The sequence below is a fragment of the Vallitaleaceae bacterium 9-2 genome (assembly GCA_038396585.1).
Taxonomy (GTDB): domain Bacteria; phylum Bacillota; class Clostridia; order Lachnospirales; family Vallitaleaceae; genus UBA1351.
In genome coordinates, this window is the sequence record CP121691.1 from 3617201 (window position 1) to 3637845 (window position 20645).

Annotated in this window: 18 protein-coding genes; 4 read left to right on the plus strand and 14 right to left on the minus strand. The window is 37.4% G+C overall.

Going from position 1 to position 20645, the window contains the following annotated elements:
- Positions 1-12 precede the first annotated feature (12 nt).
- Positions 13-576 (minus strand): alkyl hydroperoxide reductase subunit C, encoded by a 564-nt coding sequence (gene ahpC, locus QBE53_16450; protein WZL81367.1) that lies wholly within the window; start codon positions 574-576, stop codon positions 13-15.
- 215 nt (positions 577-791) lie between these two features.
- On the opposite strand from ahpC, the gene QBE53_16455 reads away from it, so the two are divergent.
- Complete coding sequence (locus tag QBE53_16455) at positions 792-1541, plus strand: (S)-benzoin forming benzil reductase (GenBank protein ID WZL81368.1); 750 nt, start codon at positions 792-794, stop codon at positions 1539-1541.
- Here QBE53_16455 and QBE53_16460 read toward each other — a convergent pair.
- The 5 genes from QBE53_16460 to QBE53_16480 form a co-directional block, all read right to left on the minus strand.
- Complete coding sequence (locus QBE53_16460; protein ID WZL81369.1) at positions 1538-3595, minus strand: S-layer homology domain-containing protein; 2058 nt, start codon at positions 3593-3595, stop codon at positions 1538-1540. The genes QBE53_16455 and QBE53_16460 overlap by 4 nt on opposite strands.
- A 148-nt stretch (positions 3596-3743) precedes the next feature.
- Complete coding sequence (locus QBE53_16465; GenBank protein ID WZL81370.1) at positions 3744-4607, minus strand: sugar phosphate isomerase/epimerase; 864 nt, start codon at positions 4605-4607, stop codon at positions 3744-3746.
- Positions 4600-5613: a Gfo/Idh/MocA family oxidoreductase gene (locus tag QBE53_16470; GenBank protein ID WZL81371.1), complete on the minus strand. Its 1014-nt coding sequence runs from the start codon at positions 5611-5613 to the stop codon at positions 4600-4602. Before QBE53_16470 ends, QBE53_16465 begins: the two co-directional genes overlap by 8 nt.
- Positions 5614-6492 (minus strand): TIM barrel protein, encoded by an 879-nt coding sequence (locus QBE53_16475; GenBank protein ID WZL81372.1) that lies wholly within the window; start codon positions 6490-6492, stop codon positions 5614-5616.
- Between the two features lie 35 nt (positions 6493-6527).
- Positions 6528-7682, minus strand: a complete 1155-nt coding sequence (locus QBE53_16480) for a Gfo/Idh/MocA family oxidoreductase (protein WZL81373.1) — start codon at positions 7680-7682, stop codon at positions 6528-6530.
- Positions 7683-7907: 225 nt separating this feature from the next.
- On the opposite strand from QBE53_16480, the gene QBE53_16485 reads away from it, so the two are divergent.
- From QBE53_16485 to QBE53_16495, 3 genes are all read left to right on the plus strand, one after another.
- Complete coding sequence (locus QBE53_16485; protein ID WZL81374.1) at positions 7908-8789, plus strand: AraC family transcriptional regulator; 882 nt, start codon at positions 7908-7910, stop codon at positions 8787-8789.
- A gap of 116 nt (positions 8790-8905) precedes the next feature.
- Positions 8906-9079, plus strand: a complete 174-nt coding sequence (locus QBE53_16490) for a DUF4250 domain-containing protein (GenBank protein WZL81375.1) — start codon at positions 8906-8908, stop codon at positions 9077-9079.
- 12 nt (positions 9080-9091) lie between these two features.
- Positions 9092-9364 carry an acylphosphatase gene (locus QBE53_16495; GenBank protein WZL81376.1) on the plus strand — a complete coding sequence of 91 codons (273 nt, stop codon included), beginning with the start codon at positions 9092-9094 and terminating at the stop codon, positions 9362-9364.
- A 31-nt stretch (positions 9365-9395) separates the two neighbouring features.
- On the opposite strand, the gene QBE53_16500 is transcribed toward QBE53_16495, so the two are convergent.
- The 8 genes from QBE53_16500 to QBE53_16535 form a co-directional block, all read right to left on the minus strand.
- Complete coding sequence (locus QBE53_16500; GenBank protein ID WZL81377.1) at positions 9396-10268, minus strand: alpha/beta hydrolase; 873 nt, start codon at positions 10266-10268, stop codon at positions 9396-9398.
- A 29-nt stretch (positions 10269-10297) separates the two neighbouring features.
- Positions 10298-10885 (minus strand): DUF1456 family protein, encoded by a 588-nt coding sequence (locus QBE53_16505; GenBank protein WZL81378.1) that lies wholly within the window; start codon positions 10883-10885, stop codon positions 10298-10300.
- Positions 10886-11013: 128 nt separating this feature from the next.
- Positions 11014-11892 (minus strand): carbohydrate ABC transporter permease, encoded by an 879-nt coding sequence (locus QBE53_16510; protein WZL81379.1) that lies wholly within the window; start codon positions 11890-11892, stop codon positions 11014-11016.
- A 26-nt stretch (positions 11893-11918) separates the two neighbouring features.
- Positions 11919-12863 carry an ABC transporter permease subunit gene (locus tag QBE53_16515; GenBank protein WZL81380.1) on the minus strand — a complete coding sequence of 315 codons (945 nt, stop codon included), beginning with the start codon at positions 12861-12863 and terminating at the stop codon, positions 11919-11921.
- Positions 12864-13000: 137 nt separating this feature from the next.
- On the minus strand, positions 13001-15166 hold the full coding sequence (locus tag QBE53_16520) for a helix-turn-helix domain-containing protein (GenBank protein WZL81381.1): 2166 nt from the start codon (positions 15164-15166) through the stop codon (positions 13001-13003).
- Between the two features lie 84 nt (positions 15167-15250).
- Positions 15251-16873, minus strand: a complete 1623-nt coding sequence (locus QBE53_16525; protein ID WZL81382.1) for an extracellular solute-binding protein — start codon at positions 16871-16873, stop codon at positions 15251-15253.
- A 187-nt stretch (positions 16874-17060) separates the two neighbouring features.
- Positions 17061-18902, minus strand: coding sequence for a glycoside hydrolase family 88 protein (locus QBE53_16530; GenBank protein WZL81383.1), 1842 nt, complete (start codon positions 18900-18902; stop codon positions 17061-17063).
- Positions 18895-20610: a glycoside hydrolase family 3 N-terminal domain-containing protein gene (locus QBE53_16535; GenBank protein ID WZL81384.1), complete on the minus strand. Its 1716-nt coding sequence runs from the start codon at positions 20608-20610 to the stop codon at positions 18895-18897. Before QBE53_16535 ends, QBE53_16530 begins: the two co-directional genes overlap by 8 nt.
- Between the last annotated feature and the right edge of the window lie 35 nt (positions 20611-20645).

The window sequence follows — 20645 nt, forward strand, 5'->3', positions numbered from 1 at the left end:
ATGAACACCTCTTTAAATCTTTCCTACTAAATCAAGTCCTGGTTTAAGCGTTTCTGTTCCTTCCTTCCATTTTGCAGGACACACTTCATTCGGATGCTTACGTACATATTGTGCCGCCTTGATTTTATCAAATAAAGCTGATGCATCACGTCCGATATTCCCCGCATTGATTTCAACCGCTTGGATAACTCCGTCTGGGTCGATAATAAAAGTTCCACGGTCTGCGATACCTTCATCTTCAATAAGCACATCAAAGTTTCTTGAAATCACATGCGATGGATCCCCAATCATTACATACTCAATTTTTTTGATAGCTTCAGATGTGTCATGCCATGCTTTATGTACAAAGTGTGTGTCTGTTGAAACCGAATATATCTCAACACCCAACTCTTTTAATGCTGCATAATTATTTTGTAAATCTTCTAACTCTGTTGGGCATACAAACGTAAAGTCTGCAGGATAAAATGCAACGACACTCCATTTTCCTTTAAGGTCTTCTTCTGTAACCGTTAAAAACTTACCGTTTTGAAATGCTTGTGCTGTAAATGCTTGTACTTCTTTTCCTACTAATGACATAATATTTCCTCCTATGTGAATGTGTGTATTTTTTCCGCATCGGATAATTATTATCCGTTGATACTTATTATAACAATCATTCTCATTATGTCAAGGGATATTTGCAATTTTCTTGTTTTTTCTTCATCCTTCCGTAATTATCATCATATGTATATGTATGTTATAATAGGTTTATCATGATTACCACTTTATTACAAAATCGAAAGGAGCTAGTTATGGCAGACAAACATTTATATATTATCACTGGAACTTCAAAGGGGATTGGTGCGGCGATTGCCAAAGAGCTTGATCAACCTTCACATCATATTATTGGAATATCTCGAACGCCAAATCCTGATTTTTCGGATCGCTTTGAACACAAGTATTTTGATCTTGTAGATTATGCTGCTCTTCCAGGCCTTGTCGTTGATATCTTCTTTTCTCTAGATCAGACTGAATATGCTTCGATTACCCTAATCAATAATGCAGGTATTATTGAGCCCATCAATACCGTCGATCGATGCGAAGCAAATGATTTTTTTGAGAGCATCACAATCAATCTTTTAGTACCTATGATTTTGTCTTCTGAATTTGCTAAACATCTTCAGGAATATACCGGCGTCAAGCGTATCCTAAACATCTCTTCTGGGGCGGCTAAAAAACCAATTGAAGGCTGGAGTAGCTATTGCACTTCAAAGACCGGATTGAATATGTTCACCCAATGCTTTGGAAAAGAACAAGCCCATGTTGAGGATGGTATTCAAGTTATCTCTATGGCTCCAGGTGTCATTGACACACCTATGCAAGAGACTATCCGAGGCGCATCAAAAGAAGTCTTTCCTGGCATCGACCGCTTTCTTGACTTAAAAGAAAACAATGCGCTGACCTCGCCAAGTGACGTTGCCAAACGCATTGTTGATTTTTTAGATAATAAATTTGATGCTTATCCTAGCGGAAGTGTTCTTGACATCCGTACAATAGATTAACGGTCCCGCTTTGCTCTATATAGTCTCAAAATAGTGACGATCGACTGTTCCCTTGTATAATAGCTCTGAGGTAAGAATTTATTTTCAGATGCGCCTTGCATAACCCGTGCATCATCATTTGCATATACCACTCCATTAACATAGGTTATCTCTTCCTTAGCCCATGGCGCAAAATCAGCTCTATCGTCAAATATTTTTACTTCGCCTGTTGGTTCGACGCTCAAGAGCCTAGCCGTTCTAGCAAGAATGACGGCTGCCTCTTGTCTTGTGAGGGGTCTATTAGGGCTAAATTTATCCTCTCCCGTTCCATGAACGATTCCTAAAGCCGCAACGGCTAGAATATCTGGGTCATTGGTATCTGTAAATGCAACTTGTTTTCCTGAGTTTTGTCCAAAATGATCTAATAGCGGTTTTAATAAACGACAAAAATCCGCACGCGTTGTTGTATCTCGCCAATCTCTTTGTTGATCTTTTGGAACCAAACCTTTTTGAATTGCTTCATCAATATCGTTTTTGGCCCATGCATGTGCCTTATATATGTATGGTATTTGGGGTAGTTCCAAACCGCCATACTTGCCTTGTTTATCTATTCCATAAATCTGAGGCTTATTTTTCACATAGGTATTATCATCAACTTGGGCATTCATAGACTTAAAATCGAAATTAAAAGATACTCTCTCACTGCTATAAAGTGCCTTGTATCGTCCCTTTGGTATCAATATATTCCCCATTAAATCCGTTACATACGCATCATTTCCATCGTTAAATATTACATGTCCACGTTTGTAGTCTGTAGTCCCCGAGGTAGAAATCGTAGCTAAATGGGTACCATCTGCCATTATTCTTAACGTTGCATCCTTTTCCAAATTATACAAAGACAGACCTTTTTCCGATATATCATTGCTCAAAGAAACGCCGTTGTCATATGGAACGAGTATTTCTCCCCATTTATTAATAATCATCACACTACTTACATCGCTATCACTCATCCCTCTGTAAATTCTCACAAAATCATCTTGCTCGTAAGCGAAAGCATAGGCATCTTTAAACGGACCAACGATTATCTGTCCTGTTTTAGAAAATCCGGCAAGTAGTTTATCTTGATGATTTTGCAGATAAATAATATCCCCATAAGCCACATTGATTTCATTGTATTTCCCACTAGAAAATGCAAATCCTCCATCACCATAAAAGAATGAAATTTCTTCTTCTGCTGACCGTTTATGTAATGAATACATTTTATTTTGATGACTTATGGCATGATTATATTCTATTGGCTGCAGTAATTTATCTGTTCCATCAATAGATGATGCTCCCCAATACTCATCTTTCTTGACCAAAACAGCACTCTCAAAGACGACACTTCCCAGCTCATCGTAATTCATCGCTGTTAAAAGCTTTTTGTCTTTATCTGCAAGACCAACCAAACCCGTCTTTAAGTTAAGCACTTTATAATACGCGTTATCATATTCATCTATACAAACAAATGTAAGCAGATCACTTACCTCTTTTCCCAATAAGTCAAAAGCATAGTATTTGATCTCACTTCCGTGTCCATTTTCAGCAATTAAGTAGGATGTATCTGCCGACATCGATAGCCTCTCATACTCTAATGGTACAACCACTTTTCCGGTTTTTAAATCTATCGCTCCGTATTTTCCGCTAAAGATTCCCGGTGGTCGCCATGTGCCATTGCCCACAATAGCAATATCGTTTTCAACTACCATTAAAAGATCATATGCTCCCTCTATAGCTCTTTGACCTAGAGTTGTAAACACGGTCCATTGCGCCTCTTCTCCTCGTGGCTCAACTTTAATATATCCGTTTTCTAAAATCTCATTCTCATTCTCCATAGTTTCAATGTGTTTTCCATCAAGTGTATATACATATCCACGCGTTTCATTAGCAATGTTGACGTACTCTCCTTCAAAATACACTGGCATTTCATCAAAGATAAACGGAATAACCGTATTCTCCTTTGCAACATTCATAAAAGACATGGAATGCATAAAGACTATACAAAAAAGTAAAGCCGCATATCGTTTTCCTCTCATTTTATTCTCCTCTCACATTACCTATAATCTCAATATTTCTCTTTGTTCATAAAATTCTTTTTACCCTTACTTCTTTATCGTGTTTACAATATGCTTAAATTATAGCATATCCCCAAAGTATATACTATATCATTTCCCACTAGAAATATTAAAACCACGCTTTGTATCCCATTGCATAGAGGTTATCTCTAGAAATTTCCAGACATTCATAGGGGTCTTTTCCATATTGATCATCTTGTTCAATGAAGAAATATTGACTACCACTCTTTAAGCCGGCTTCAATAATGGCAGGCATATCAAGCGTCCCCTCTCCTACTTCTGCAAATTCCACAACGCCGTTAAACGCTTTTTTGAATGTTTCCGAATCGACTTCTTTTGAAAAATCAAGCCCCATCGCACCAATACGATAGTCTTTTAGATGTAATAAAGACACGCGTCCGTCAAAGCGATTAATGACGTCTACCGGGTTTAACCCTCCACGCTGAATCCAATGAACGTCGAGTTCAAATCCAATATATGTTGTATTATTTTTGATAATATCTAGTAATGTCTCTCCATTGTATTTTGTGAATTCGATATGATGATTATGATAGTATAGCTTAATGTCATGTTCTGCAAGTTTTCTTGCATATTCATCTGCTATTTTTGCAAATTCCACCGATTTTTTGTAATCTCCCATTCTCGTCATGGGAAGCATGCCTATACGCAGATAATTGCACTCAAGATTTTTACAATCTTGAACGATTTTTTCAAAGTCTGTACTTAGATATTCTCCTGGCATACCTGGCATCATTGGTTCTACGGCTGCTGATAATGCAGCTATTTTGATTCCGAAATCTTTAGCTCCTTTTTTCATTTGACTGACATTTTCTTTTGTCATTGGAATCTGAGATATCTCAACACAATGATATCCCATTGTATTTAACTGTCTAAAAACTTCATAAATGCCTACTTCAGCTACTTTTTCTTTTAACATCATCATTTGAACGCCGATTAATCCTTTTTTATCCATTTTTCTCCTCCATCTTGCTTTTTTTTCCTATATGCGATGAACGAATAATTGCATCGATCATCTGCATTGAGACTATTCCTTCACATAAAGGAATATAATTTGTATGTTTTTTTTCAAGCACTTCATAAAAGAGGCGTATCAGCTTTTTATGACTTGCTCCATAATAGAATTTAGTACCTTCAACCCGCTCATCTTCAACAAGAATATGGTCTCCATCTTCATCCCAAAGATAAAGTATATTATCTCGAATAACCAAACGCCCTTTTTCAAGTATTGCTTCAATTTCGACACTGGCATTATATGGATTTGCATTTGTTGCATAGAACATGCCGCTACATCCATTTTCAAAGGCAATATGTGCGCTAGCTGTATCTTCAACTTCAATATTATAGTCAAGCATCTGAGAAATATTGCCACGAATGCTCTGTATTTTTCCCACCATCCATTGCATCAAATCTAATGTATGAATACTTTGGTTAATCATGACCCCGCCTCCGGCATGCTCCATGCATCCCCTCCAAGGTTTTGATGTATAGTATTCATGAGAGCGATGCCATGCAACTATCCCTTTGATTCCTAGAATATTTCCATACTTTTTTGTTTCAATAAGTTCCTTCATTTTGATGGATGTATTATTCAATCGATTCTGAAGACAAAGGTTCATCTTTATATCTACGTTGTTTTTTTCCAGAGCACTCAACGCATATGCCTCATCTAAGTTAATCCCCATTGGTTTTTCAAGAAAAATATGTATCCCCCGTGCAACACATTCCATGGCAATAGGTTGGTGAAGATAGTGAGGAAGACATATATGAACACTATCCAGCCGCTCATGATCAAGCATTTTTACATAATCTGTATAAAAGTGTATTGATTGATCATCAAACCACTGATTCTTATCATGGTCACATACTGCAATAAGTTGAATGTTTTTCATGGATTTTAAAATCGGAATATGTACTTTTGAAATATCACCTAGGCCAATGACTCCCACACGTATCATCATTTATTCTCCTTGTATTTTTTCTAATATGGCACACAGGGCATTATACTGCATCGCAAACCCTTCTTCATTGCTCATCTTTTTATCATCCTTAATAACGTCTGAAGACGCTTTTAGCTCAAGATCCTTAAGCGAATCAAATAATACCAAATGAGGTTCGAGGGTCAAAAACCCTTTGTACCCATGATGAATAAATTCCGCTAACAGCTCTTGAATTTTGCCATCTCCTGTTCCGCACACTACGTTGTCCCCCTCTAAATATAGGGCGTCCTTGATATGAATATATACTATATTGTCTTTTAGTATTTCATAACATGTACGGGTATCTTCTTGGCATTGAACAAAGTTAGCAAAATCAAATATACCTTGAAAATACGGTGAGTGTATTCTATCAAACAGCGTCTTGCATCTACGCGCTATATCGCCATAGATATCTTTTTCATTTTCATGCAGCAAAACCACATCATATTTTTTTGCAATATTGACAAAGTCTTGCATTTTATGAATGACGTCGTCTTCATAAGTATCCGGATCTTCGCCCTCGGGTATATAAAAACTAAAAATACGAATATATTGACAATCTAGAATCTCGCATGCTTGACATAATGTCTCCAGCATTATTTTTTGTTCTGCAAAGCCTTTTTCATCCTGAATATAAATCTTACCTATGGGTGATCCAATGGAAGATATCTTGATTCCTCCCGTTATTAACCTAGGTAAAATAGATGTACGAATATCTTCAAGTGTATATTCACTAATGTTTTTTCCATCAACACCTCGAATGGACATATAGTCAATACCTAATCGATTCAACTCATGAATTTGCTTTGAAAAATCATTGGAAATCTCATCAGCAAATCCAGATATATGTATATGCTTCATGGCACAATCCTCCTGTTTTTTTGTTTTACATCGACTTAGTGACTACCTTTTAAGTCAAATACAACTTCTTCGACTTCTTTTGAAAATGTTGACTTTGAAATCTTTTCTTGAAGCTTTTCATAATACACTTCACTATCAATAGGTAGTTCAACCCAATCATCTATCCAACTTGATAAGTGGATAGCGTTACTTATCGTTAATCCAAAAATCCCTTCATTACCAGGTGCTAATAGTGGCGTTCTATCCAAGATTGCATCTGTGAAGTTTTGCATAATGCCAACATGTTCTGTTGCCTTGGCTTCCACGGGAATAATGCACTTCCAATTTTCCGGTGGCTTAAAACCTTCTGATGTCGTATTACTATATTCTTGAGTTCCTATTATATTTCTATAAAATATAATCTCATTGTTTTCAATCACAAGTTTTCCTTGATCTCCTGATATTTCTAGTCGATTCGTTCCCGGTGCTTCTCCTGTTGATGTAATAAAAAGCCCTGTTGCTCCATTTGGATATTCAAAAAAAGCTGTCACATCATCTTCGACTTCAATGTTATGAAATTTTCCATAATCACAAAAACCACGAATCCGCTTTGGCATGCCACAAATCCATTGAATCATGTCAAGTTGATGAGGGCATTGATTAAGTAATACCCCTCCACCTTCGCCTTCCCAAGTGGCTCTCCATCCACCAGAATTGTAATAGCGTTGAGAGCGAAACCAATTGGTAATCGTCCAATTGACACGTACTAATTCGCCTAGTTCACCTGATATCAACATATCTCGCGCTTTTTGATATAACGGGTTTGTTCGTTGATTATACATAATCCCAAAGACTTTGTCTGATTCTTGTGCTTTTTGGTTTAATGCCTCCACAGCTTTTGTATATACACCGATAGGTTTTTCGACAAGAATATGTCTATCCGCAGCTATCGCCTGCATTCCCATCGTCGGATGATCATAATGAGGCGTTGCAATTAATACCGCATCCATATCATGTACCAAAAACTCTTGATATTTTTCATAATATGCTAATTGTTCACCATATTGTTCTTCCATAATATCTAAGCGCTGTTTATTAATATCGCATATGGCGACAAGCTCACACCGTTTTACTTGTCCTTCCATTAATTGTGCTACATGGCTTGCGCCCATGTTACCAACACCAACAATTCCTATTCGTATTTTGTTCATTGTTATACCTCCATTGTAACCTATACCTATTTTTGTGTTCTATCCAAGGAAATATCTGTTCAAAGTAGTGCTATACATATAGTACACACAATAATATCAATATTAACATTTGATTTGTGTATTGTGTATAATCTATGTATACTATACTATATGCTTTAGATATTATTTACCATAGTTATTCTTGTTCTAAACATTGCAAATATTGTTATATCGGAGGTGTGTTTTATGACACAAGTAACTACAGTCTTTCCAGAAGAGCATCCTTTTTTTGTAGGTTCTTTTTTAACGGATTATTGTAATATAGAGATTCATTTACATAGTGCTTTTGAGATTTTTATGGCTACTACAGGCAATATCCGCTATTACATTGAGGGGCAAACCTATGACCTTCAAGCTGGCGACCTTATTATTACGAATACATCCGAAATTCACCGCCCTTCAATTATAGATACAAATCCTTATGGACGAAAATTTATTTTATTTAATCCTTCTGTTTTTTCAGAATATCTAAAGGACGCCTACCCTGTATTTTCAATCTTCACTGAACGAAAAAAAGGATTTTTTAACCACTTACGCCCCAATAAAAATGATCAAAAAATACTTCATCAATTATTTGATAATATGTTGCTCCATCTGAGCAAAAAAGAGGCTAAATCCCTTCTTTATGCAAAGGTTTTAGCCTTGGAACTTTTTTTAAAAACCGACTCTATATACAAATACTGTTATCCTTCAAATAAGCTTTATGATGGTAACTTAAAGATTGATTCAAAAATTCAATCCATCCTTCTTGATCTTAATCAGAACTATCACCAACGTTATTGTCTAGAGGACTTATCTAAGCGTCATTTTATGGATAAATATTATATGTGCCATTTGTTTAAAAAAGAGACAGGATTTTCTATCTTAGAATACATTCAATCACGCCGAATCCTTTATGCAAAATCTTTAATTAGCTCTAGTTCTTTTACATTGAATGAAATCAGCCAGCAATGTGGTTTTACGGATTATTCAAACTTCTATAAAACCTTTAAAAAACTGGTCGCACTCTCTCCACGGGAATTTAAGAACCGATATAACGATACTAACAACCGAGTGAATCTTCAATAAAAAGGGTAGCATCAAAGCATGCCTTTATGCTTTTGTAGTCAAAATAAGGATATCATGTTATAATAATTGTCTTAATAATACATTCGATTGACTATTTTAGAAAGGTATGAGTTCATATGTTACCCAAAGACCCTGTCATATTATTAAGTTTTGTTAATACGAAACTTCGCGACTATCATGATTCACTGGATGACTTTTGCAAGAATCATAACTGTGCTGTGACCGATATTACGGATAAGCTCGCTACGCTAAACTATCATTATGATAAAGGAATCAACCAGTTCCGCTAAAGGAGGATGCATATGCGAACCCTACATTTATCTGTTGAAGGCCTTGTTCAAGCTGTTGGTTTTCGCTATTATACATTAACTCAAGCTCAGTCTATCGGTATCAACGGATGGGTAAAAAACACCCGCGATGGTCGAGTAGAAATCATAGCCCAAGGTGAGGAACGACGTATCAACACTTTTGTTGAACACATCAAAAAGGGACCACGGTTTTCTCGTGTCGATCAAGTGCATATCGAAGAAATTACGAATGCACCAACGTATCGCTCTTTTGAGATAACCTACTAATGGTCCCAACTAATTCATATCATATATTCAATTATTGTTCTGCCATCCATGTTGCAAATAAATCCACCCATGGCTGGCAGGATTTTTCTATGTTCGGATATCCTTCACACGCTGTCTCTTCTGATGCCAATGCCAAACCGTGGGCCCCCTTTTGAAAAATATGCAAATCAAAAGGCACTTGATGTTTACGCAAAGCAGTCGCTAAAACCAATGCATTCTCAACTGGAACACTAGCATCTTCAAACGTATGCCATATAAATGTTGGAGGCGTCTTTTCACTAACACGGGTATCTAGTGCACCAAACTTCCAATTTACTTTTTCTTCATTTCCAAATAAATTAATCATGGATCCTTCATGCGCAAACTCATTGGCAAGAATGACCGGATACGATAAGAGCAAACCATTTGGCGTTATATCTTGGAATGTCAGTCCTAATGACTCTGCCAACCATTGCTCGTGGTAATATACACCTAAGCTGGCTGCGACATGTCCCCCGGCTGAAAATCCTGCAACAACAATCTTTTCTGGGTTGACACACCATTGTTTGGCACTTGCTCGAATAATGGAGGTCGCCTTGGCTACTTGTAATAAAGCTTCCGGGAATACTGCCGGTTCAACACTGTAATCCAAAATAAATGCTTGAAAACCTCGGGCATTCATTGCCAGAGCCACAGATTCTGCTTCGCGCTCTGATTTCATCCCGTATCCACCGCCTGGGCAGATAAGAACTGCTGGGCGTTGTCTCTTAGGATCAATCTCCTTAGAATTTTCGATGACATATGTTATAAGCGATGCCTGATGCCCTTCTCTTTTCTTCTGGATTTCCCAGTATGATGTCTCATAACCTTTGGGTAAAATCACTTTTTCCTTGTCAATATTAATCTTTACTTTTTGATGGATCATCCGTCTCTACTCCTTTACATCTATATAATTTATTTTTTTTCTTTTCGATATACCACGGTTAATCCGTTTAAAAAGCTTCGAGCATATTTATCTAAACAACTACGGTAATGCTTATGCCCTTCTTTTCGAAAGAATGCACTCAATTCACTTTTTGACACACTGACGCCTGCTTTTTCAAATATATTCAGCATATCTTCACTTGTCATGTTTAAAGCGATTTTTAGTTTTTTTAACATAACATTATTGCTGCTTTTTCCGGCTTTTAATGTTAATATCTGCTTTGGCTTTTGTCCAGGCTTTTGTTCTTGTCGTCCACGCTTAAAAATAATAAATCCATTAAGAAACGATTCAAGCATTTGGTTCGTACATTCCATCGCCTCTTCTTTAGGCGCATTGTCCTCATCTGCATGATCATTGTCTTGTATTGTATCTTCTTCTATCAGGCTTCCATCTTCTCTGTGTCGATCAAAGTGATAGATATCCAAAGATTTTGTCAATAATTTATCTAGTTCTTCTTGAGAAATCTCAATCTCTCCTAGGCGAAATATCTCTATCATGTCCTTATCTTTTATATCCAGTGCGTACCTTAAGCGTATGAGTATATCATTGTTATTCATATTAGCCTCGTCTCTTTCCTAAAAATATTTCTTCTATTGTACCACACTTTTAGACATCTCTAAATTAAAATATAACAAGAGCTAAGTATACGCAACAAAACAGCTGCACATACTTAGCTCTATAATATTTATCCCTTAACGGCACCTACCATTGTTCCTTTGGTAAAATACTTTTGTACAAATGGGTATAAGACAACCATGGGTATAATAGAAACTATAATCGTGGCATAGACGACGGTTTCAACCGAATACCCTAGACGCACCATCTCCACTGCATCACTAAACTCAGAGGTTGCATTCATTTCTATAATCATTTTTCGTAATAACACTTGAAGTGGTACTTTATTCTCATCACGCAGAAGAATCATTGACCAGAAAAAACCGTTCCATTTGCTGATTGCATAAAATAACGCAACTGTGGCTAATCCCGCTTTTGATAGTGGTAAGTAGATAGCTGTTAATATTTTCAAATCATTGGCACCATCAATAGAAGCCGACTCTTCTAGTGAAATTGGAACGGATTCAAAATATGTCTTTAAGATAATCACATTAAAAGCTACAATAGCAAATCCTATAATCGGAACCGCTCTTGTATTATAAAGCCCTAAGGATTTAAAATTCAAAAATTCCGGAACGGTTCCCGCCTTAAACCACATAGTTAACGTCAACATAATAGTAAAGAACTTGCGTCCCATGAGGCGTTCTTTACTCAGGGCATAGGCTCCCGTCACACTAAAGAACATACATGTCGCGGTACCAACCACCGCATAAAAAATCGTATTTGCATAGCCAACCCACAGCCCTCTAAATTCCATGACTTTTTTATATGAATTGAAATTGATTTTTTTAGGGAATAACAATACTTGCCCTGCGGCAACGGCTTCTCCATTACTGATTGATGCTGAAAGCACATAAATAAATGGATATAATGCAAGTATCGCGATGACACTTAACAAAATCACATTAAAAATTGTAAAAATTTTTCCACCATTATTTTTTTCCTTCATTTTCCGTTCTCCTTCTTCACATATTTTTACCAAAGTGAATTTTTGGTTAAATGTTTGCTCAACTTATTGGCTCCGACCACAAGGACAAATGCAACAAGTGTCTCAAACAAGCCCACTGCTGCCGCAAGATCATATTGTGCGTCTACAAGACCTATACGATAGACATAGGAACCTAGTACATCTGCGGTCTCATAGGTTGAAGGATTGTACAAAAGGATAATTTTTTCAAAAGATAGCGTTACCAAATTACCGATTTGAATAATAAACATAATCATAATTGTAGGAAGAAGCCCAGGAATCGTAACATGTAACATTTGTTTAAACCGATTAGCCCCATCAATTTTTGCGGCTTCATACAACTGCTGATCAATGCCTGCAAGCGCTGCTAAGAAGACGATGGACTTAAAACCGGCCTCTTGCCAAATCTCCATTCCTACAAATATCCCTCGAAATAATTCCGGTTTGATTAAAAAGTATATCCGTTCAAATCCTAGGCGTTCAATAATTACATTAACAACCCCTGTCGATGGCGACAAAAAATTGATAACAATGCCGGCTACGATAACTGATGAAATAAAATGGGGCAGGTATGTTGCCGTCTGAACAAAACTCTTGAATTTGAGATGCTTTACTTCATTGAGCAATAAAGCCAATATTATGGGCGCCGGAAAGCCAAAGGCTAAGATCATCAAGTTAAGTAAAAATGTATTACGAATCGTTCGGTAAAAATAAGGTCCGGTAAAAAAGGTTTTAAAATGCTCAAGCCCTACCCAAGGACTTTCTGCAATCCCTTTATATAGGTTATAATCTTTAAATGCAATTTGCAGTCCATATAGGGGCTTATACTTAAATAAGATAATCCATATGATCATAGGTGCTAATAAGAGATAGAGGTATCGATCTCTATAAAGGTTTCGTTTAAACGCATAAAAACTGAATCTTTTTTTGTTTTCTGATATAAATGTAGACAAGACTGTCCGCCTCCTTTGTTTTATTGATTCAACTATAGCATCTCCTTTTCTGGCGATAAATCTTCACTATATCGAATCATCTACAAAACTACGAAAATCTTGTCTACATTTCATACACTATCTACTTTATTTCATTTTTATTCTTTAATTCTTTTGGCATATTCTCCGGGTGAGGTGCCTTCATACTTTTTAAACATCCGTATAAAAGAGTTCACATTATAATATCCTACTCGGATTGCTAGGTCCTTAATTTTTATATTTGGATTTTCTTCTAATAATTCCTTGGCTTTTTGTGCCCGATATTTGTTTAGATATCCCTTAAAATTTTCCCCAGTCTCTTTTTTGAATATGGTACTAAAGTAACCTGTGGACAAGTTCAAATGGGTTGAAACCTCTTCAAGTGAAATATCTTCATGGTAATGCTCTGTAATATAGCTCATCATTTCTGTTGAATATTCAATCGCCTTGGACTGCGAACGTTTTTTGACAATATCGCAATAATTCAAAAATATGACCTTAATATGTTCAAAAAGTTCTTCTTCACCATAACGGTTATTCTCAAAAATACGACTAATCTCTAATTCATCAACCTCATTTTTAAACTGTATCTTTAGATGTACCCGTCGAATGGTTCCAATCAGCGCCATGATTAAATTACGTTTTTCTTGTTCCTTAATTGATTTTTCAACAAAGTTCATCTTATATAAGCGCTTAAATATCTGTTCAACTTGCTTATGCTGGCCTTGTAACGTGGATATGATTAAATCTTTTTCCAAATCTACCGGATAGGCATAGACATCAACCCCAAAGAGCTCTTCCATATCGCCTATGCTGATAATAGCCCGCTTATCAAAACTTGAACGATAATCTAATACCGAAATACACGATTGAAAGGATTGGTTAAGTTGGTATATATTCTCAACATCTTCACCAATAATCGCCACAATATCAATACTTTCATCGACCTGAATCGTTCCCATCATTTTACTCAACATTTTTTTTAGCTTTTCTTCTTCCCAGTCCGAGACAATCAATCCATATAAATCATAGTTGAGTTCAGTTAATTCATAAAAGCATCCTTCAATTGTCAAAGCTTTTTCCAAAATGGTAAATATACTTTGATTAATACTGTTTTTGGCTTCACTAAGATAGTTTTCGAGGGTTGCATCCACTTCCTGAACATTAAACAAGACCATACGTGGGGCTCGGTCCAAATAGTTTAAGTGGTAACTCTTAATTAAGGCATCGCCCTCTGGTTCAATTACCAAACCATGAATTAACTCACGAATGAATTTTGTCCGTAAATCCACCTTATTCTCATTAATGGTGATCTTAAGTTGTTCATTCGCCTGTCTGATATCTTGGGTGATTTTGGATAAAAAGGCAAACTCGTCGTCTTTGGTCCCCTCTTCCTCTTCGAACGCCTGCATAATGAATTCAATTGGTCGATACATGGACTTGGCAAAGACAAGTGCAATAAAACCACCTATGAGAACAATTCCCACATAAATTATAATCCCCGTTAAGTATTGCTGAAGGGCAAAATTTTGCTTGGTATAAGGTAGATCGATAATATATATTAGATTGGGAATGATGGTCGACTTTCGTGTGACTGTTATTGTTCCCTCTTCAATACGATGCTGATTTTCAATATTGGGCATGCCAATAGCACCCTCATTTAGAATTTTGACTTCAAGATGCTCATCTTCTTTGATTGGATCTATATTTTTCTTGGTAATCGTTTGAATAACTAAAAGTTTATTTTTTGCACTGTATTTATTGACGGTCATCAGGACGATATTAATATTGTCACGATCATTAAAAATATAATAGGCCCTATTTTCTCCATTGATATAAAACTGTTGAATTTTTTCTTGCTCTTGTTGCCCAAAGAAAAAATTTTTATTAAATTCTTCGCGACTCATGGTCGCTTGATTGGTAATAAACAGGTCGTCTTCATATTTGGTCAAGGCAATGCGCGCACCCAAATCCGAAAAAACCGACATATCCCGCCGAAGTTTTTCATGAACACGTGTGATGGAGTAATAATTACCATCATTAATAATATATTCTTTAAAATCACTGTCTAGATATAGCGTATCGATATATTTCAAAAGACTTGCCACCCGTTGATCAATATTTCTTGCCATTTGATTTGCATAGCTGATTTTGCTGTTAAGTTGCTGATTTTCCAGATTTTTTTTGCTCTGATACACAAAAAAACTTGTCAGGATTAGCCCATAAACAAGTGTAAACGATATAAATATTAACAATAGACGTTTAAAATACTTACGCCGAATCAAAACATCACCCCATTGATTATAATATTAAGTAAACATAGGAATAAGGGGCTATCGTAACAGCCCCATTTTCCTAAGGTATCTTCATTATTTTAGACGATCATATGCCGATTGATGAATTTCTAAGTACTCTTGAAATCCAAGTTCATTAAGTCGATTTATATAAGCATCCCAACCCGCTTCAACCGTTTCTCCACCAAGAATCCATCGTTGGTGAGTTTCCATCATATAGGTCTCAATATTTGTATTAAGTTCGTCGAAGATTTTTTGTTCTTCTTCATTGAAGGCAACTAAAGGAAAAGCATCCACGACATAGTCATTATCGACATACATCTTTGCCCCTTCGGCTGCAATGTCATTATAGGTTTGAAGTTCATAGTCAAAGTCTTGGAAGAAGCCGATAGGCACTTGCCCACCAATATCCCATAACTGTGCCTGAACACTTTTATCGCCATTAAGTACTTCTGGTTTAAAGACAGGCTTTCCATCAATCATATCATATTGCTCTCCTTCAATACCATAGTTGATAAGGCGACGTCCTTCTTCTGTAAACCAAAAATCAAAATACTTGATAGTTTCTACTACATGCTCGTTGGCTGCTGTAATTGCCCATCCATCGGGTTTTACAAGTTCACGGTTAAACTCTTCCCAGACATCCCCATTCACATCGGCTGGAGGCGCAATCGCCACAAATTCAAATCCTTCAATCGTATCTGCTAAGGTTGTGTTATAGCTTGCGCTTGAACCAAACCAGTCATGTGTCATACCGCCAATATCATTTCCCAAGGCAATATCTCTAGCCTTTGATCCTCGCGTATAGATTTCCGGATCAATCAAACCTTCTGCATACCATTTTGCTACATTAATCATACCTTCTTTGAATTCTTCAGATACCAAGCCATGCTGTACTTTGCCTGTCTCATCAACAAAAAGGTCCGTTCGTGCTCCCCAAAAATGTGCAAGGCGTATTGCCTCATTGTCCTTGAAGTTCTCTCCGACATGACGGGAAAAATATGGAATCTCATCCTTTTGTCCATTTCCATTTGGGTCATCATTGGCAAAGGCTGTTAATACCGTATAGAGTTCATCAACATTTTTAGGAATATCAAGCCCTAGCTTATCCAGCCAGTCCTTACGAATAAAATATCCCTTTCCAACACTACCATCAGGTACATATGGAATATAGTACATATGTCCATCCGGTCCTGAAGAATATGTTTTTACATAGGGATGGGCATCAATAAACTTTTGGATATTCGGTGCATGTTCTGCAATTAAATCTTCTAGTGGAATAAAGGCACCTTCCATACCATATTTAATAAAGTCATCACGCAAGTTATTTCCTTCGACAATATCCGGTAGTTCTCCAGATACCATCAATAGATTAAATACTTCTTGGGTATCCGTTGCCGACGTTGGTGCGACACCTTTTAGGCTGACATTGGTTAAACGCTCTGCCTCTTTAAACACAGGCCAATCATCATTGTATGCATAAGCGTTACGAAAATGCATATGTAAAGTAAGCTCTAACGGTTCTTCACTAACATAAGTATCTAGAACGTCTGTATCTGATGCCCCATTATCTGCTGATTGATCTTTCGATTCATTACTTGCTGTACTACTGCTTTGCTTGGTTTCAGAATCACCGGCACATGCTGCCAAACTCAAAACCATACTTAAGATTAACATAATTGAAACAATCTTTTTCATAAAAGTACCCCCGATTGAATTTTTGTGGAACACTTCACTGGCGCCGTAATGCGTTCGTTAACAGTTCAAAGTATAACACCATGGCATATACGGGTAAATACGCAATACTTCATATCGGTCTACCTTTCTTAATATCTTCATAGTATACACTTTTTTTCACATCACATCTACAAAAACAACACTCCGCTTATTGATTCTTCCCTCTTAGCTGCATTAAGGCTTCTAAGAAATAATAATCCCCCCAACTTGTCGCCTCGTTAAACCCTTCGTTACGATGGTATATACCTTCTTTTAAAATACCACCTCCTAGACGAACGTCAGGATACATATACTTTTGCATCAACCCATCAATAATTTGGGCTGCATAGGTTGCGTAATACGTCTTTTGCTCTGACAAACATTCATCTAAAATCAAGAGACCTGCAGCCCCTATACTTGCTGCTGAACTATCCCGAACATCCGGGTTGGCATCAGTAAAGTCAAAGTCCCAATAATGTACAAAATCCTTTGGAAGGTTTTCAATATACACTTTTGCCGATGCAATCGCTGTGTCTAAGAACATCGGCTCTTGAGTCAACTGATACATTTTAGCAAAACCGTAGACACTCCATGCCTGACCTCTTGCCCATGTAGATTCATCCCGGTGTCCTTGATGTGTTTTCCCTTCAATCGGGCAACCGGTTTTTTTATCAATATAATACGTATGATAGGTTGAACCATCTTCACGCACTAGGGTTCTTGCAGATAATTTTGCATGGTTAATGGCCGCCTGTGCATAGGAAGGCTCCTGAGTCATACGAGATACTTCAATTAAGAACTCCAAGTTCATCATGCAGTCGATGATAATACGTGTTGATGGCGTCTCTTCATCCATCTTTCCCCAAGCTTGTATAAATTTGCCACCTTCATGATAGCGTTCCATTAATTTATCAGCCGCATCAATGATAACGCATTTTGACGCTTCTTTGGGTTCCAACTGATAGTCTTGGATATAGGTATGCCAAAACAAAAAACCAATATCATGGGTATCCATATGTCCATGATAACACCGCTTCTTAAAAGACTCCAAATACGCTTGTCGATTTTTTAAAAAGTGTGTCTCTCCCGTTATCTTATAAGCTAGATACGTCATTCCCGGAAAAAAGCTAGCTGTCCACAAACGATTGACTTCTTGGCAGTAGATTCCATTTTCGCTTACATGGGGAAAACCTTGGGTAAAATACTCTAGATTGGCTCTCACTTGGTTTAAGATATGATTCATAGCCATGTTATAGCGCTCAGTTGAAGGCGCCTGTGTAAGAAGATTAGTCAAGCGTTCAAAGCATTGCTGCTCTTGACCCACATGAATCCATTCAAAAAGACATCCATTCTCTCTTGCTGCTTTTTGATCTCCTGGGGCATCGCCAATCATAAGGATATTCTCCTTGGCAATGCCGGACGCAATGAACTGGGCTAAAATCTCTGCCTTGGTACCATCATTTTGACTTTTTAGATAGTCAACATACTGTATCAGACCACTTTGGGTCCACTCTGTCTCAAGAGCTTGTGCATTGGCCGAGGACACGACGGCTATTTGATACCGTTGTGCGGCGGCTTCTAAAAACGCCCTCACTCCGATAAAAGGCTCCACCACAGGCATTGATTTTTCAATCGCTTGATTCACAGCAGCAGACCACTTAAGGACTCGCCCCACCCATTCATCTTGGGTCTCTTCGTACCACTTCCTTAAGCTCTCCACATTATAGGTCGCTTGATTTTTAATATAGGTTTCATATGTCCTTAGGCGTTCCGTAGTAACTCCTTGCTGGCCTTTGATCTCTTGAAAAAGCAAGTATAAACCGTAAAATCGATTCACGCCTCTAGTCGCCTGGTATAAATTAATATCAAGCCAACGCTTATATATGTCTTGCTCCCTATCCTCAAATTCAAACACCTCGATAAGTTTTGGGTAAAAAAAAGCTTGATGTTTTATGGTCATCGTATCAAACACACATCCGTCCGAATCAATCGCAATTAAAGGTCTATTCATTGCTTTGACCTCCTTGTTTTATAGGCATATGGCTTAAAGGTTGTATGCCTTTATATAAATAGGCACATACCGCGTCTAAGTTTCTAGGTGTGGTTGCAAAGGTTAAGACACTATAAGGATTGTTTTTGGGTTGCGTCAAGCTATAGGGTGTGTTGACCAAGGTAATCAATTCACCCGCAAAGGTCTTTGCTAGTTCGTCAACAAAATTATTATTAGCCTTTTTAGACCGTACATAAAAATTTGTGATTATAATGCGTTCATATTGATGGCATAACTCTAATATCGTCTCTTGATCCTGCGCATCGATCACATAATCAATTTCATAAAATTCTGCATTAAGGCCATGCTTTAGGGATTGATGATAGAAATATCCATCATACCAATATCCATTATTGGGAACCCCTTTATTCATCTGTTCTATAATCAAGGTTTTTTTCTTAAGGTCAAGAGGCGTTGGAATTTTTTTGGTACCATAGTCCATAATGGAGCGTCGCCCGATATCACTAGCAAGTTGACTGTATTGTCCAGAGCGAATCACTTGGGTCGGATTTTGATATGTAATACCGTCAAACATATGATAATCATACTTTAACTTAAGGATGCGATAGAGTTTCTCATCAATAGCTTGCCATGTCAGCTTGCCCTCTTGAAGAAATTGTTTTATCTTGTCAATCGTTTCCTCCACAAGGTTATTTTCTGCCTTCATAAGTATTAAGTCACATCCGGCTACTAAACTCATAGCACATGCATTGGCAACTCCATACCGACTGGCTAGTGCTCCCATTGTCATAGAATCTGTTGTAATAACCCCTTTAAACCCAAGCTCATCACGTAAAATCTGTGTCACAATTTTATAAGAAACTGTGGCTACATTGTCCGGGTCAAGGGCCGGATAAATACTATGGGCAATCATAATTGAAGGAAGAAGGTCTTCTTCTATCAGTACTTTGTAGGGTAGTAATTCCCGCTGATAAAGGGTTTCTTTGTCCACATCAATTACCGGAAGATGATAGTGGGCATCAACATCTGAATCTCCACGTCCGGGAAAGTGCTTCCCGGTAGCAACCATATTGGCATCTTTTAATCCTTTACACGCTTCCCGTGCATATTCGATAACCATGGCTACATCATCTGAAAACGCTCGGGTATATATCTCGGGATTACGTGGATTTGTATTTATATCGAGTACCGGCGAATGCATATAATTAAAGCCAACACTTAAGCTCTGCTTGGCCACTGCTTCACTTACACGATAGGCATTATCCTTATTCCCCGTTGCTGCAATGCCCATGGGTTTTGGAAAAAGCTCAACACCCCCAAAGTTAAAATCCGCACTTGTTCCTCCCTCTTGATCAAAACTAAAGTGTAGAGGGATGCCACTTGGTCTTTTCATGGCAAGATCTTGTAAGTCTTGAAGCACTTGTTTATACTGTTCAAGCTCCATCAGGGGTTGCTGACTGCCTTTTAGAAAATGCTGATTATCAACTTTTACTGTTACTTGCCCACTCTCAGGGTCCACATAATTGCCAAAAGATCGGATCGTCGGAGATAGTCTTAACCCTCCACAATGATACTTGGTAATAAACTCATAAATGTGCTTTCGAGGCATTGTCCCCGAAAATCCCAATGTCAATAAGCCTCCTATTTTTTCATCTGCAGACATATTCTCAATTATTGATGTAATAAATCCATTTCTTGTTTCCATCATAAACCTCCACTTTTATTTTTCGCTGCTGTATCAGA